The following is a 13,907-nucleotide window of genomic DNA, read 5'->3' as shown; positions in this document are numbered from 1 at the left end:
TCGTTGGTTCAACGGGGCGAAGCCAGTGGGCCTCGATGTGAGGAGCCTCGACGATGACCGTTCCACTCGACCGGCACTATCTGGTCGAACTCCAGGTTTCGGCAGAGCGCGTGTCCCAGCTGCGGCGAATAATCGCCGCGCACCTGCGCCACTGGAGTCTCGAACTCCATGTCCGGCCGGTGTGCCGCGGCGTGGAGGAGCTGCTGACCAACGTCCACCGGCACGTCGGTGACGACAACAAATGCGTCGTCGAACTCCGGTGGTCCGGACGGCACCTGACGGTCTCCGTCGCCGACGACGGCTCCGGAATGCCGCGGCTGCTCAGCACCGGAGGCGGCGGACTGAGCCGGATCATGGCCCTGAGCGACAGCTGGGGAACCTGCCGCACCGACGAGGGCAAGGTCGTCTGGTTCACCCGGTACGCGAAGGAGCCGAACGGCGTCGACCTGGTGCCGCTGTCGCCGCTGCCCGGCGTGCGCGAGTTCCGCCGCCCGCCCGTCACGACCGTTGACGTACCCGGCTCCGCGACCGTCCCGGAGCCCGCCGCCGTCCTCGTCTGAGACGGCCGCCGCACCCGCCCCGCAGGCCCGCACCCGGCGGAACACCCCTTCCGGCGCGGAAGGCCGGGAAGGCGCGGACGGTGCGCACCCCGCACGCCCCGTCCGCGCCCGCCGGGCACCCGCCCGCCGGGCCCGCGTTGCGGCGCGGCGCGGGGCACGGCACGGTCGAAGGACCCAGGCAAGGAGGACCCAGCCATGCCCATCGCGACGGTCAACCCCGCGAACGGCGAGACCCTCAGAACGTTCGACCCGCTGGGGGAGGCGGAGATCGAACGCCGGCTCGCGGCCGCCGACACCGCGTTCAGGCAGTACCGGACCACCGGATTCGCCGAACGGGCCCGGCTGATGGAACACGCCGCCGAACTCCTCGACGAGGACCGGCAGGACATCGCGCGCACCATGACCGTCGAAATGGGCAAGCCCGTCACGGCGGCCCGCGCGGAGGCCGCCAAGTGCGCCAAGGCGATGCGCTGGTACGCGGCGCACGCGGAGGAACTCCTCGCGGACGAACACCCCTCCCCGGACGACGTGCGGGACTCCGGCGCCTCCCGGGCCCACGTCCACTACCGGCCGCTCGGCGCCGTCCTCGCCGTGATGCCGTGGAACTTCCCGCTGTGGCAGGTCGTGCGGTTCGCCGCCCCCGCGCTGATGGCCGGGAACGTCGGCCTGCTCAAGCACGCCTCCAACGTCCCGCAGACCGCGATGTACCTGGAGGGCCTGTTCCGCCGGGCGGGATTCCCCGAGGGCTGCTTCCAGACCCTCCTCGTGGGGGCCGCCGCGGTCGAGCCGATCCTGCGCGACCCCCGGGTCGCCGCCGCCACCCTCACCGGCAGCGAACCGGCCGGCCGCTCGGTCGCCTCGATCGCCGGCGACGCGGTGAAGCGGACCGTCCTGGAACTGGGCGGCAGCGACCCGTACCTCGTCATGCCGTCCGCGGACGTCGTCCGGGCCGCCCGCACCGCCGTGACCGCCAGGGCGCAGAACAACGGACAGTCCTGCATCGCGGCCAAGCGCTTCATCGTGCACGCGGACGTGTACGAGGAGTTCGCCGAGCGGTTCACCGTCGGCATGCGCGACCTGACGGTCGGCGACCCGCTCCGCGAATCCACCGACATCGGCCCCCTGGCCTCCCGGCAGGGCCGCGCCGACCTGGAGGAACTGGTGGACGACGCGGTGCGGCAGGGCGCGGACGTGCTGTGCGGCGGCGGCCGCCCCGAACGCCTGGACCCGGAGCTGAGGGGCGGCTGGTTCTACGCCCCCACCGTCCTCACCGGCATCACCCCCGCCATGCGTATCCACCACGAGGAGACCTTCGGACCCGTCGCCACGCTCTACCGCGTCGAAGGGCTCGACGAGGCCGTGGAACTCGCCAACGACACCCCCTTCGGCCTCAGCTCCAACGTATGGACCAGGGACCCGGACGAGGCCCGCCGCTGCGTGCGCGACCTGCAGGCGGGCGGCGTCTTCTTCAACGGCATGACGGCGTCCCACCCCGCGCTGCCCTTCGGCGGCATCAAGCACTCCGGTTACGGGCGGGAACTCGCCGGTCACGGCATCCGTGAATTCTGCAACGCCACCACGGTCTGGTACGGCCCCGACCCCCTCGGCACCACGTTCCGGGAGACCGCATGAGCGACGACGCCGGCCCGGTCCACATACCCGGCCCGTCCGACGAGGAGATCGCGGCACTCGATGCGCACTGGCGGGCCGCCAACTACCTGACCGTCGGCCAGATCTACCTGATGGACAACCCGCTCCTGACCCGGCCGCTCGCCCGGGAGCACATCAAGCCGCGGCTGCTCGGCCACTGGGGCACCTCACCCGGACTGAACCTGGTCCACACCCACCTCAACCGCGCCGTCAAGTCCCGCGGCCTGCGCTGCCTCTGCGTCTGGGGACCCGGCCACGGCGGACCCGCCGTCCTGGCCAACTCCTGGCTGGAGGGCAGCTATTCGCAGACGTACCCCGACGTCGGGCGCGACGCCGAAGGCATGCGACGGCTGTTCCGGCAGTTCTCCTTCCCCGGCGGCGTGCCCAGCCACGTGGCACCGGAGACCCCCGGCTCCATCCACGAGGGCGGCGAACTCGGCTACGCACTCACCCACGCCTACGGCGCCGCCCTCGACCACCCGGACCTGCTCGTCGCCTGCGTCGTCGGCGACGGCGAGGCCGAGACCGGGCCGCTCGCCGCGTCCTGGCACTCCAACAAGTTCCTCGACCCGGTGCACGACGGGGCGGTCCTCCCGATCCTCCACCTCAACGGCTACAAGATCGCCAACCCGACCCTGCTCGCCCGCCTCCCGGAGACCGAACTCGACGCACTGCTGCGCGGCTACGGGCACGACCCCCTGTACGTCGGCGGTGACGAACCGTTCAACGTCCACCGGGCGATGGCCGCCGCGACGGACCTGGCCGTCGACCGCATCCGGGAGATCCAGGCCGCCGCCCGCGCCGGCGGCGACACCGGGCGCCCGCACTGGCCGATGATCGTGCTGCGCACCCCCAAGGGCTGGACCGGCCCGGCCGAGGTCGACGGGGTGCCCGTCGAAGGCACCTGGCGCGCCCACCAGGTCCCGCTGTCCGGGGTCCGGGACGACCCGGACCACCTGCGGCAACTGGAGGAGTGGCTGCGCTCCTACCGGCCCGGGGAACTCTTCGACGCGTCCGGACGGCCCCGCCCCCGGGTGCTCGACTGCGTGCCCGAGGGCGACGCCCGGCTCGGCTCGACCCCGTACGCCAACGGCGGCCTGCTGCTGCGCGAGCTGCCCCTCCCGCCGCTGGACGACCACGCCGTCGAGGTCCGGGCCCCGGGCACCTCGCTCCACGAACCGACCCGGGTGCTCGGCGGTCTGCTGGAGGCCGTCATGGCCGCCACCGCCGAACGCCGCGACTTCCGGGTCGTCGGCCCCGACGAGACCGCCTCGAACCGGCTCAACGCCCTCTACGGGGCCACCGCCAAGAACTGGCAGGAACGCATCCTGCCCACCGACGAGAACCTCTCCCACGACGGACGCGTCATGGAGGTGCTCTCCGAGCACCTGTGCCAGGGCTGGCTGGAGGGCTACCTCCTCACCGGCCGGCACGGCCTCTTCTCCTGCTACGAGGCGTTCGCCCACATCGTCGACTCGATGGTCAACCAGCACATCAAATGGCTCAGGACCGCCCGCAGGCTGGCCTGGCGCCGCCCCGTCGCCTCGCTCAACTACCTGCTCACCTCCCACGTCTGGCGGCAGGACCACAACGGCTTCTCCCACCAGGACCCGGGCTTCGTCGACCACGTCCTCAACAAGAGCCCCGAGGTCGTACGGGTCTACCTGCCCCCGGACGCCAACACACTGCTCGCGGTCGCCGACCACGCGCTGCGCAGCCGCGACCACGTCAACGTGATCGTGGCCGGCAAGCAACCGTCCTTCGACTGGCTCACGATGGACCGGGCCCGCGCGCACTGCGCCCGCGGCGCCGGGGTGTGGGAGTGGGCCGGGACGGAGGACGGCAGCCGCGAACCCGACGTGGTGCTCGCCTGCGCCGGGGACGTGCCCACGCTGGAGACCCTGGCCGCGGCGGACCTGCTGCGCCGACATCTGCCGGAGCTGGCCGTACGGGTGGTCAACGTCGTCGACATGGCGCGGCTGATGCCCCGCGAGCAGCACCCGCACGGCATGCCGGACGCCGAGTACGACGCCCTGTTCACCCGGAACGCCCCGGTGGTCTTCGCCTACCACGGCTATCCGTGGCTGATCCACCGGCTCGCCTACCGCCGCGCGGGCCACGCCGGTCTGCACGTGCGGGGCTACAAGGAGGAGGGCACCACCACCACGCCCTTCGACATGGTGGTCCGCAACGACCTGGACCGCTACCGGCTGGTCATGGACGTCATCGACCGGGTGCCCGGCCTCGGGGTCCGCGCCGTTGCCGTGCGCCAGGAGATGGCGGACGCCCGCACCCGCCACCACGCCTGGATCCGGGAACACGGCACGGACCTGCCCGAGGTGGCCGACTGGACCTGGGGCGGCTGACCCCGTCCCGGCCCCGCGCGGAAGGCGCTCAGCGGCCGACCGCCCGGGCCAGCTCGGCCTTGGTCATGGTCGACCGCCCGTGGACGTTCTTGCGCCGCGCCTCCTCGTAGAGCTGGTCGCGGGTGGGGCCTTCGGCCCCGTCGTGCCGTACGGACGACGGGCCCGCGGCGGACGCGCGGCGCGCGGTCCTCACCGGGCCCGTGCGGAAGTGGTCCCCGCCGGCCGTACGGGCCGCGATCCCCTCGGCCCGCTCCTCGCCGACCCCGCGCTCCTGCGCGCTCTCCTTGATGTGCTCGTACTGCCGATGCCGTCCGGTGCCGGATCCATGCGACATGGTGCGGTCACCCCTCTCCCCGGCACCCGCCCCGGGGTTCGGCACGGGGTCCGGCCGGGACCCTCTCCAGTGTCCCAGCGCCCGAGGGGGCCCGCACGCCTGCCGCGCACCGTGCCGGGCGGCCACCGGGACGCCGCGCGGCGTCCCGGTGCGTCACCGGCTACCAGATGGACTCGACCCACTCGGGGTGGTCGATGAAGGGGTTCCGGTTGTGCTGGTACTGGTCGAATATGACGTCGTTGCGACGCTTCTCGAAGCTGTCCGGCGGGTCCTCCTGGCTCCACGCCTTCAGCACCGACAGCCGGCCGATGTTCGGGGCGGATCCGTTGGACACCCGGTCGTTGGGCTCCAGGTCGGGGAAGCCGTCGGTGCCCTCGTAGCGCACGGCCATGTAGAGGATCATGCGGGCCACGTCGCCCTTGACCGCGTCGCGCGGCTCGAAGGAGTCGCTGTCGGTGTAGTTGCCCGGGGCGCCGCTGACCGAGCTGCCGCCGTTGTCGAAGTCCTTGTTGCCGCGGATCGAGTTGACGGTGACGTCCTCCGGGCGCAGGTGGTGGATGTCGGTGCCGGGGCCGGTGGCGGTGCCGAAGTCGCCGTGGGACTTGGCCCAGACGTGCTCACGGTTCCAGTTCCCGACCGAGCCGCCGTTGGCGTTCTTGGAAATGGAACGGCCGGTGTAGAGCTCGATCACGTTCGAGCTGTTGGAGGGGTCCTGGTCGGTGTCCTTGAGAGCGGTCCAGACCTGGCTGTAGGAGATCTTGGTCTGGTCGCTGATGATCTCGTGCAGCGCGCTCTTCAGCTGGGACCCGCTCTTGCCGAGCGCGTCCTGGTAGTACGTGTCGTCGAGTACCCGGAGCGGGGTCGTGGCGGTCGGCGCGTCCTGGGATGTGGCGGCCGGTGCGGCGGCCGCGGTGCCGCCGAGTACCGCGAAGGCGGCGAGGGAGGCCAGCAGCATGCGCCGGTGGCGAGGGTGACGACGGGACATGTGGGGTGTCCTCTCCGGAAATACGTGCGCCGCGACACCGCCACTAGGTGGGGGTGGCGCCGCGGCGATCGTGTGCTATGTGGTAAGCGGGAGCGTGCCACACGCACCGTGACCATGGTGTGAACGCTCCGTACCTATCATGTGCAGGTCAAGTGATGATCCGGCCTCCGTGTCGGAAAAGGGTGCATGGGTCTCGGATGCGGCGCGTCGGGCGCGGAGCGAGAATGTCCGAAAGGGACGAGGAGGCGGCATGAGCGACGAGTCCGAATCCGTATCCGCAACTCGGGGAGTGACCCCCGACAGCCTCTTGCACACGGGTGGCAGCGACCATCCGTCGGCGGAGGACCTGGTGCTCGCCTCCGGGCGGGACCTCACTCCGGAGAACCTCCAGTGGGCGGAGCGCAGGCTCGCCCGGGAGGGCCGGTCGGCGATCGACAAGGCGCTGCCGTAGCGGGCGCGGCCGCCCGGCGGCCGGGCCGCGGGGAGTGTTGTGGGCACCTCCCGCGGCTCGGCTAGCCTGGGTGCACAATGAACCGTTTGACGACGTCAGGGGCCGGGTACGAACTGGCCCGCTTCCCCGAGAACCCGCGCGACCCGTTCCGCGCCTGGGATGCCGCCGACGAGTACCTGCTGCGGCGGCTGGAGGGGGAGGACGGGGCGGAACCCGTCGACCTGTCCGGCACCGTGGTCGTGGTGGGCGACCGCTGGGGCGCCCTGAGCACCGTGCTGGCCGGCCACCGGCCCGTGCAGATCACCGACTCCTACCTGGCGCGGCGCGCCACCCTGGCCAACCTGGCCCGCAACGGCGCGGACACGGACGCCGTACGCCTGCTGTCGGCCAGGGACGCACCGCCGGACCGCGTCGACGTCCTGCTGGTGCGCGTACCGAAGAGCCTCGCGCTGCTGGAGGACCAGTTGCACCGGCTCGCGCCGGCCGTCCACGCGGGCACCGTCGTCATCGGCACCGGCATGGTCCGCGAGATCCACACCTCCACCCTCGAACTCTTCGAGCGGATCATCGGTCCGACCCGTACCTCCCTCGCGGTGCGGAAGGCCCGGCTCATTCTCTGCACCCCGGACCCCGGCCTGGCCCGGACGCCCAGCCCCTGGCCCCGCCGCTACGAACTGCCCGGGGACGTCGGCCCGGTCTCCGGCCGGACCGTCGTCAACCACGCGGGCATCTTCTGCGCCGACCGCCTCGACATCGGCACCCGCTTCTTCCTCGGTCACCTCCCCGCGCGCAGCGGCCCCGACCGGGTCGTCGACCTCGGCTGCGGGAACGGCGTCGTCGGTCTCGCCGCGGCGCTCGCCAACCCCGAGGCGTCGGTCACCTTCATCGACGAGTCGTACCAGGCGGTCGCCTCCGCCGAGGAGACCTTCCGGGCCAACGCCGGACCGGACGCCGAGGCCGAGTTCAGGGTCGGCGACGGGCTGGCGGACGTGCCGCCCGCCAGCGTGGACCTGGTGCTCAACAACCCGCCGTTCCACTCCCACCAGGCCACCACCGACGCGACGGCCCGCACGATGTTCCACGGGGCCCGTGCCGCGCTGCGGTCCGGCGGTGAACTCTGGGTCGTCGGCAACCGGCACCTCGGCCACCACACCCAGCTCCGCCGCATCTTCGGCAACTGCGCCACGGTCGCGGGCAACCCGAAGTTCGTCGTCCTGCGCGCCGTCAAGCGCTGACCCGTACGAGGGGCACTGCCCCTTCCGGATTCCTGCAACACGTTCTACTGTGTGCGCCGCCGCACACGGGCGACGCGAACGCGAGACTCCGGAGGGGCCGTGCACCTCGAATACACGCCTGAACAGCAGCAGTTGCGCGCCGAACTGCGTACCTACTTCGCCGACCTGGTACCCGGCGACGCCCACGCGCGTCACGCCGCCCCCGAGGAACAGAAGCGCTTCTACCGGGAGACGATCCGCCGCCTCGGCACCGACGGCTGGCTCGGCGTCGGCTGGCCGACGGAGTACGGCGGACGGGGCCTGTCCGCGATGGAGCAGTTCATCTTCTTCGACGAGGCGGCCCAGGCGGGCGTGCCGCTGCCGCTGATGGCCCTCAACACCGTGGGGCCGACGATCATGCGGTACGGCACCGACGAGCAGAAGGCGTACTTCCTGCCGAGGATCCTCAGCGGCGAGATCGACTTCGCCATCGGCTACAGCGAACCGGAGGCGGGCACCGACCTCGCCGCCCTCCGGACCAGGGCCGTGCGCGACGGCGACGACTACGTCGTCGACGGGCAGAAGATCTGGACGACCAACGGCGACACCGCCGACTGGGTCTGGCTCGCCGTTCGCACCGACCCGGACGCGCCGCCGCACAAGGGCATCACCATGCTGCTCGTCCCGACCACCGACCCCGGCTACTCCTGCACCCTGATCAACACCCTCGCCTCGCACGACACCACCGCCAGCCACTACGAGAACGTCCGCGTCCCCGTCACGCACCGCGTCGGCGAGGAGAACCGGGGCTGGCGGCTCATCACCAACCAGCTCAACCACGAACGCGTCACCCTCGCCGCCCACGGCACCATGGCCATCCGCGCCCTCCACGACGTCCAGCGCTGGGCGGTGGACACCCGCCTCGCCGACGGCCGCCGGGTCGCCGACCTCGGCTGGGTCCGCACCCTCCTGGCCCGCACCCACGCCAGGCTCGACGCCATGAAACTGCTCAACTGGCGCATGGTCTCCGCGGTCCAGGAAGGCACCCTCACCCCGCAGGACGCCTCCGCCGTCAAGGTCTACGGCTCCGAGGCCCGCCGCGACGCCTACGCCTGGCTCATGGAGATCGTCGGCTCGGCGGCCCCCCTCAAGGAGGGCTCGGCGGGCGCCGTGCTGCACGGCGAACTCGAACGCGGATACCGCTCCGCCGTCATCTTCACCTTCGGCGGCGGCAACAACGAGATCCAGCGGGAGATCATCTCGTGGATCGGCCTGGGGATGCCGCGGGTACGGCGCTGAGCGCGTGTGACGAGGATTCTTAGTTGGCATAAAAGAGGGATGGTTGACACCGTGATCACTAGTCGCCCTCGGCGTGATCCTGCTTGTTGGGCGAGCCTTCCCGAGAGCTTCGTCCACCTGTCTCTGAGGTCAGGCCGTAGGTCTGCTGACCTGGTCAGGCGTGTCCCTGAGGGTGTTCGTTGATCCAGGACAGTCCACCGAGGTCCAACTGGTGGCTGGCGCGAGTGACGGCAACGTACGCGAGGCGTGCTTCGTCCTGTTCGACGCGGCCGGGGAGCGGTCGGCCGGTGTCGTCCTGTTCGTCCCCGTCCTTGGGCGGTGTGAAGTCGTCGGCGATCTTCACACCGGCCCACTCTCGCCCCTTCGCCTTGTGAGCGGTGGACACGGTTACCTCGGCGTGCAGCTCGTGGCTGAGGCGGTCGACGGCGTCGAGGATGGCCGGGGTTCCGTGGGTGTCGACGAGGTCCACCAAGGGCTGCAGGTCGCGGCCGGACGGGTCGTACGCGGCGTAGTCCTGGACGGCTCCCCAAGTGGGGAAGAGGACGAGCTCGGGGTGGCTGGTGGACCGGCCTTCCTGGAGCTGTCGGGCGGCGAGGGCGAGGGAGCGGAGGCTTTCGCCACCTCCGACGAGTGCCACGCGGATGCCGGCGGACAGGAGCGTCATCACGTGTTGCATGGCCCCCACGTTGGTCCGGCACAGGACTGCGTTGGGAGCGGCGACGGGGCAGAGGCGGGTGGTCTTGGTACTGCTGCCGCTGAGGCGAAGAGGTGATTCGGCGATGGCGAGCCATCTGTTGGCTTCCGCCGCGAGGGCTGGGCCGAAACGGAAGGACTGGGAGAGGGGGAGGTGGGTGCCGTCGAAGCCCGTCAAGACGTCCTTGGCGCCGCGCCAGTGGTAGATGGCCTGGGCGGAGTCCCCGACCATGACGAGCTGGGCGTGCTCTCGCTGACTGTTGAAGATCTGCTCGACGACAGGGTTGGTGTCCTGGGCCTCGTCGAGGAGGAGGAAGTCGGCGTGGATTTTCGGGTTGGTCAAGGACCAGATCTTGAGGAAGTGGTCAGGGTCGAAGCGGACCGCGCCGTCATCGGGGTGCTGCAGGTCCGCCCAGGCTTTCTCGGCGTAGGGGACGACGCAGGAGGCGAGCTCTTGATGCTGTTCAGGGCCGTCGATGCCGCGGAGGAGCGGGACGTGGCGCGGTGTGAGGACAGCGTCCGCGGAGTAGCAGAAGCGGGTCACTGTCCGTAGGACGGCGTTGGACAGGGTGGTGGGGGTCAGAGTGTGTCCGGCGATGTGGACCGGCCTGGTGATCCCGAGGTCTTGCCCTGTCCTCCAGGCGGGCCGACGGGGTGCGCCGAGCCGACGCGAGTAGCGGTGACCGAGGGCGGCGTAGGCGAGTGCGTGGGCCGTCCTGCAGGTGACGGTGGACGGGAAGCGTGTGGCCGCTTCCCGGGCGATGGAGCGGTTGTAGGCGAGGTAGCGACCGCAGCGTCTGGTGCCGTGCGCGAGCAGGGCGAGCGTGGAGGTCTTGCCGGTGCCGGCCCCGGCCTGGAGGGCCATGTGGTGACCTGAGTGGAAGCGGTCGGCCGCGTGTGTTTGCTCGTCGGTGGGGGTGAACAACGGGGTGCTCCAGATCGGGTGCTGAATCTCGGGGGTGGTGGGCGGCTGTCTCCCGGCGGATGGGAGCTCAGGCGCGTCGGGCCGTGTCCGGCAGCCGGGTGGCCAGGTATGCGTGGTGAAGCAGCGGGTCGAAGAGTTCCCAATCGGGCAGGGCGAGGTCTGGTGCTCCGCTCGTCACCGCATGTGCGGGGCAGCGCTGAGTACGCCAGCGCACCTGCTCGCCGAAGGGCAGGCTTCCGAGGTCGTATACGAGGAAGTCCGTCGTGGGCAGGGCGAGTTGCTGAGTGCCTCGCCGACGAGGAGTGGCGGGTACGAGGGTCCAGCGCCCTGGGAGTGTGCCGGGAGCTAGGACTCGATTGGCGCAGCGGGTGCGGCACGTGTTCTGGGCGACGCACTGGATGTTTTCGACGGGTGCGGCGGCGATGTAGCGAGTGTAGAGCAGTTGGACGACGGGCCGTGCGGGGCGGCAGATGCCTTCGTTGTGCGGCCTGGCTTCGCGGTCGTTTCCGGGGGTGAAGGTTCCGGTGTCGATCAGGCGCCGGGTGTGGAGTGCCAGGCGTCGCCTGATGTCGCCGAGAGCGGAGGGAAGTACGCTCGGCTCGGTGGCGGCGGGGCACACGGCTCGGTGCGCGAGGCGGCACCACAGGTCGCCGCCATCGGTTGGGTGAGCGATGCCTGACGCGAGGTGCCAGCGGTCGTCGGGCGGGGTGAGAGCCGCCGGTACTTCGACGGGATGAAGGCTGATGTGCCGGTGTCCGGTGGTGGCGTACCGGTCGACGCTGTTGCCGCATTCCTGGCAGCGGGAGGACTGCGCACTGCGCAGCAGCCTGCTGGGGCTGTCACGGGCGATGACCAACGCACGGCGACGGTGAGGTGTGATGGGAGTGCCGTCCCAATGACGGCCCGGGTGAGTGAGGCGCATGGCCGGAAGGATCCAGGCAACACACCGTGGGACCCGCGACCCCCGCCGCGGATTTGCCCCTTCGGCCTAAGCGTCATGAACGTATGCCCGGCGAAGCGAATGTCCGTTCGTGTCGGTCGACCCGATCGAGTGGTCGTTCCTTGGAGCGAAACCAGGCTACCTGGCGACGCCCTCTGGCCGGTCGTGACCCTCGCACAGGGCGGCGAAAAGGTCGGCGAGTGGAACGCCGAAGGCGTGGCCGAGCGCGTGCCAGGTGTCGAGGGATCCGACGGTCCGGCCTTGCTCGATCTCAATGAGCGTGCGCCGGGACTTGCCGGTTCTCTCGGCGAGATCGTCGTAGGACCAACCCCGCTCGCCCCTCAGTCGCGCAAGCCGAAGGCGTAGTGCTTCGAAGTTCGGCTCGGGCGGCAAGATCGTCACCCGCCCATCCGACGGCGCAGTCGACCGTGATGTCAGTGCAGATGTCTGCCCTATTTGTGTGGATGGGGTTCGAGCTCGAAAGTGCAGAGGTCTGCACTACGGTGTGCGCCCGTCGTGGCACTCGCCGCAGCGATGCCCTCCGGCATGGCCGGCCGAGTGGGCGGAAAGGAGACAGGGGCCCGATGAGGCTGTGCACTACACGCCCCTTGGCGCCACGTACGTGGACCGTCGAACTGCAATCAGTTCCGCGGGGGCCGATGCTCGTATGTCCCCATTGCTCTCCGGAGCCGGTAGCGGTTGACGGGCGGTCCGCACGGGCCGCCGCGCTCGCGCACCTTGCGCAGCATGCCCGCGCATGCCCCGTGCCGCAGCACCTGAAGACCTGTCAGTGTCACGAACGGGGCTGTCGCTGGCATACGCGCCACCGCGGTTGTGACGGACCTGTACTGCTCGTGCTCGCGTGCGAGCGCGGCGGGCGGCGATGGCGCCTCGCCGACGTGTGCGCGGCCTGCGCGTACGCCATGGCGAACGCGTCGGTGGTGCCGCAGACCCGGCACTCGGCGGCGGCACTCCCGCAGCGCATGCCTACGAGACGCCGGCACCGGTCGGCCCCTGCCGACCCCGCGCTCGTCGCCCAGATGCTCAACTACGTTGCCTCCTCACTGCCGTTCCGCATCACCCCGCTGGCGCGCCTTATCGCGCTCCAGGCTGTTCTTCGGGCGACCGCGGCAGGCCGAGTGCACCTCCCCGCAGGCCTCCTTCAGGGCGTGGGGGAGGGGTCCGTGGAGCGAGCTTGGCAGGAGCTCCTGGATGCCCGTCTGATCACGGCCGATGCCACCCCGGAAGCCGCGTTCGCGGGCTGGCTGACGGACCCGTGCGAAGGAATGCCCAGCCGGGCGAGCCGTAGACGCGCAGCGGACTGGGCGCTGCGCGTCGCCCGGCAGCGACGGATGCGCGCCCTGGAGCCGACCGCACGTGTGCTGGCGATGGTGTTGATGGCTCTGGCGCCCCAGGTTGCGCAGGGCGAATTCTTCGGCAGCGCTCAAATCTCGCACATCTCGGGCGTGGATTCCGTAACCGCGGCGCGCGCATTCGAGCAGCTCGCGGAAAACGGTGTGCTGTCTCAGTGGGTCGTCGACCCTACGGAAGAGAACATGACCTGGGAGATCGCTTCGGCGGAATGAACTGGTGATCGCGGGTTTGCGTATTGCCTTGAGGTGCACGGCATGTCCGCGATGGGCGAGGGCGGGTCAAGGTGCCACCAGGGCGGGCCGCATCGCATTGATGTTCGAGGATTGGTCATCTGGACGGATGTGGCGGCGGGTTTTCCGCCTGCTTTCCATGAGTTCGACTGAGGTTCACCATGGCTCAATTGCGCCAGCCTCCTTGCGGGTTCGAGAGGAGTGTAGTGCGCGTCTCATGATCCATTCGATCAGGCAGTGGCTTCTTTGGTGGTCAAGGCTTGGCGAGATTCGAGCGTGGCGTTGATTGTCTTTTATGGATGACGCAAGAGTTTTCGATTGCCGTGGTCGGTGAGGAATCTGCACGCTGTGCTGTCGAATATCTGCCGACTGGTTTTTTGGGGGGATGCTTCATGGGAGACGCACTGGACATCATGCAGGTGGCCACCAGCGGAGCCGCTGCCGTCGTCGCGGAGATGGCGAAGGCGACGTGGGAGCCTTGTCGACGTGCCGTCGCGAGGCTGTTCGGACGCGGAGGGCAGGAAGCGGCCGAGAGGGATCTGCAGCTCGTCGACGAAGCCCGAGCACGCCTGACCCAGAGCACGGAATCCGATCGGGACTCCGTTGCCGAGGAGTTGCGGCAGGCGATGTTCATCCAGCTGGCAGCGTTCCTGCAGAAGTACCCGGAGGCCGCGGTCGAACTCCAGCAGTTGATCGACGGGTCGGACTCGGCTGACGAGGCCATGAGGTCGCGTACCAGCGTTCACCACAACACCAACTCGCAGGTGCTGATCTCCGGCAGGTCGATCCACGCCGGGGGCGACATCGTCTACCGCGCGCCCGGTGGCGCGGAGTGAGCGAGGAGCTCCAGACGGAGGGGGCACCGCACGTGCAGCCGGCGGCCCCG

13 protein-coding genes are annotated in these 13,907 nt (G+C 70.4%); 8 read left to right on the top strand and 5 right to left on the bottom strand.

Annotated features, from left to right (window positions below):
* Positions 1-53 precede the first annotated feature (53 nt).
* The 3 genes from ABZZ04_RS25900 to ABZZ04_RS25890 all read left to right on the top strand — a co-directional run bounded on the left by ABZZ04_RS25900 (position 54) and on the right by ABZZ04_RS25890 (position 4,576).
* Positions 54-560, top strand: coding sequence for an ATP-binding protein (locus ABZZ04_RS25900; protein WP_356934603.1), 507 nt, complete (start codon positions 54-56; stop codon positions 558-560).
* Between the two features lie 195 nt (positions 561-755).
* Positions 756-2,192: an NADP-dependent succinic semialdehyde dehydrogenase gene (locus tag ABZZ04_RS25895; protein WP_356934602.1), complete on the top strand. Its 1,437-nt coding sequence runs from the start codon at positions 756-758 to the stop codon at positions 2,190-2,192.
* On the top strand, positions 2,189-4,576 hold the full coding sequence (locus ABZZ04_RS25890; protein WP_356934601.1) for a phosphoketolase family protein: 2,388 nt from the start codon (positions 2,189-2,191) through the stop codon (positions 4,574-4,576). Before ABZZ04_RS25895 ends, ABZZ04_RS25890 begins: the two co-directional genes overlap by 4 nt.
* A 28-nt stretch (positions 4,577-4,604) precedes the next feature.
* Here the strand turns inward: ABZZ04_RS25890 and ABZZ04_RS25885 are convergent, their stop codons facing one another.
* Both ABZZ04_RS25885 and ABZZ04_RS25880 read right to left on the bottom strand, forming a co-directional pair.
* Entirely contained in the window at positions 4,605-4,910 is a 306-nt protein-coding gene (locus tag ABZZ04_RS25885; RefSeq protein WP_356934600.1) for a plasmid stabilization protein, read from the bottom strand.
* A gap of 160 nt (positions 4,911-5,070) precedes the next feature.
* The gene (locus ABZZ04_RS25880) at positions 5,071-5,895 is read right to left on the bottom strand and encodes an endonuclease (protein ID WP_356934599.1); all 825 of its coding nucleotides are present in this window, start codon (positions 5,893-5,895) and stop codon (positions 5,071-5,073) included.
* Positions 5,896-6,145: 250 nt separating this feature from the next.
* Between ABZZ04_RS25880 and ABZZ04_RS25875 the strand changes: the two genes are divergently transcribed.
* From ABZZ04_RS25875 to ABZZ04_RS25865, 3 genes are all read left to right on the top strand, one after another.
* On the top strand, positions 6,146-6,346 hold the full coding sequence (locus ABZZ04_RS25875) for a hypothetical protein (protein ID WP_356934598.1): 201 nt from the start codon (positions 6,146-6,148) through the stop codon (positions 6,344-6,346).
* Between the two features lie 77 nt (positions 6,347-6,423).
* Complete coding sequence (locus ABZZ04_RS25870; protein WP_356934597.1) at positions 6,424-7,581, top strand: methyltransferase; 1,158 nt, start codon at positions 6,424-6,426, stop codon at positions 7,579-7,581.
* A gap of 99 nt (positions 7,582-7,680) precedes the next feature.
* Complete coding sequence (locus ABZZ04_RS25865) at positions 7,681-8,859, top strand: acyl-CoA dehydrogenase family protein (protein ID WP_356934596.1); 1,179 nt, start codon at positions 7,681-7,683, stop codon at positions 8,857-8,859.
* Positions 8,860-9,013: 154 nt separating this feature from the next.
* Here ABZZ04_RS25865 and ABZZ04_RS25860 read toward each other — a convergent pair whose 3' ends face one another.
* From ABZZ04_RS25860 to ABZZ04_RS25850, 3 genes are all read right to left on the bottom strand, one after another.
* The gene (locus tag ABZZ04_RS25860) at positions 9,014-10,477 is read right to left on the bottom strand and encodes a UvrD-helicase domain-containing protein (RefSeq protein ID WP_356934595.1); all 1,464 of its coding nucleotides are present in this window, start codon (positions 10,475-10,477) and stop codon (positions 9,014-9,016) included.
* Positions 10,478-10,544: 67 nt separating this feature from the next.
* A complete protein-coding gene (locus ABZZ04_RS25855) occupies positions 10,545-11,333 on the bottom strand; it encodes a DUF6083 domain-containing protein (RefSeq protein WP_356934594.1) in 789 nt (262 codons plus the stop codon).
* Positions 11,334-11,555: 222 nt separating this feature from the next.
* Entirely contained in the window at positions 11,556-11,819 is a 264-nt protein-coding gene (locus tag ABZZ04_RS25850; RefSeq protein ID WP_356934593.1) for a helix-turn-helix transcriptional regulator, read from the bottom strand.
* Positions 11,820-12,601: 782 nt separating this feature from the next.
* Between ABZZ04_RS25850 and ABZZ04_RS25845 the strand changes: the two genes are divergently transcribed.
* Both ABZZ04_RS25845 and ABZZ04_RS25840 read left to right on the top strand, forming a co-directional pair.
* Entirely contained in the window at positions 12,602-13,003 is a 402-nt protein-coding gene (locus ABZZ04_RS25845; RefSeq protein WP_356934592.1) for a hypothetical protein, read from the top strand.
* Between the two features lie 410 nt (positions 13,004-13,413).
* Positions 13,414-13,857, top strand: coding sequence for a hypothetical protein (locus ABZZ04_RS25840; protein WP_356934591.1), 444 nt, complete (start codon positions 13,414-13,416; stop codon positions 13,855-13,857).
* The last annotated feature ends 50 nt before the right edge of the window (positions 13,858-13,907 follow it).

This window comes from Streptomyces sp. NPDC006435 (assembly GCF_040612315.1).
Lineage (GTDB): Bacteria > Actinomycetota > Actinomycetes > Streptomycetales > Streptomycetaceae > Streptomyces.
This window is presented reverse-complemented; position numbering and strand designations above follow the sequence as displayed.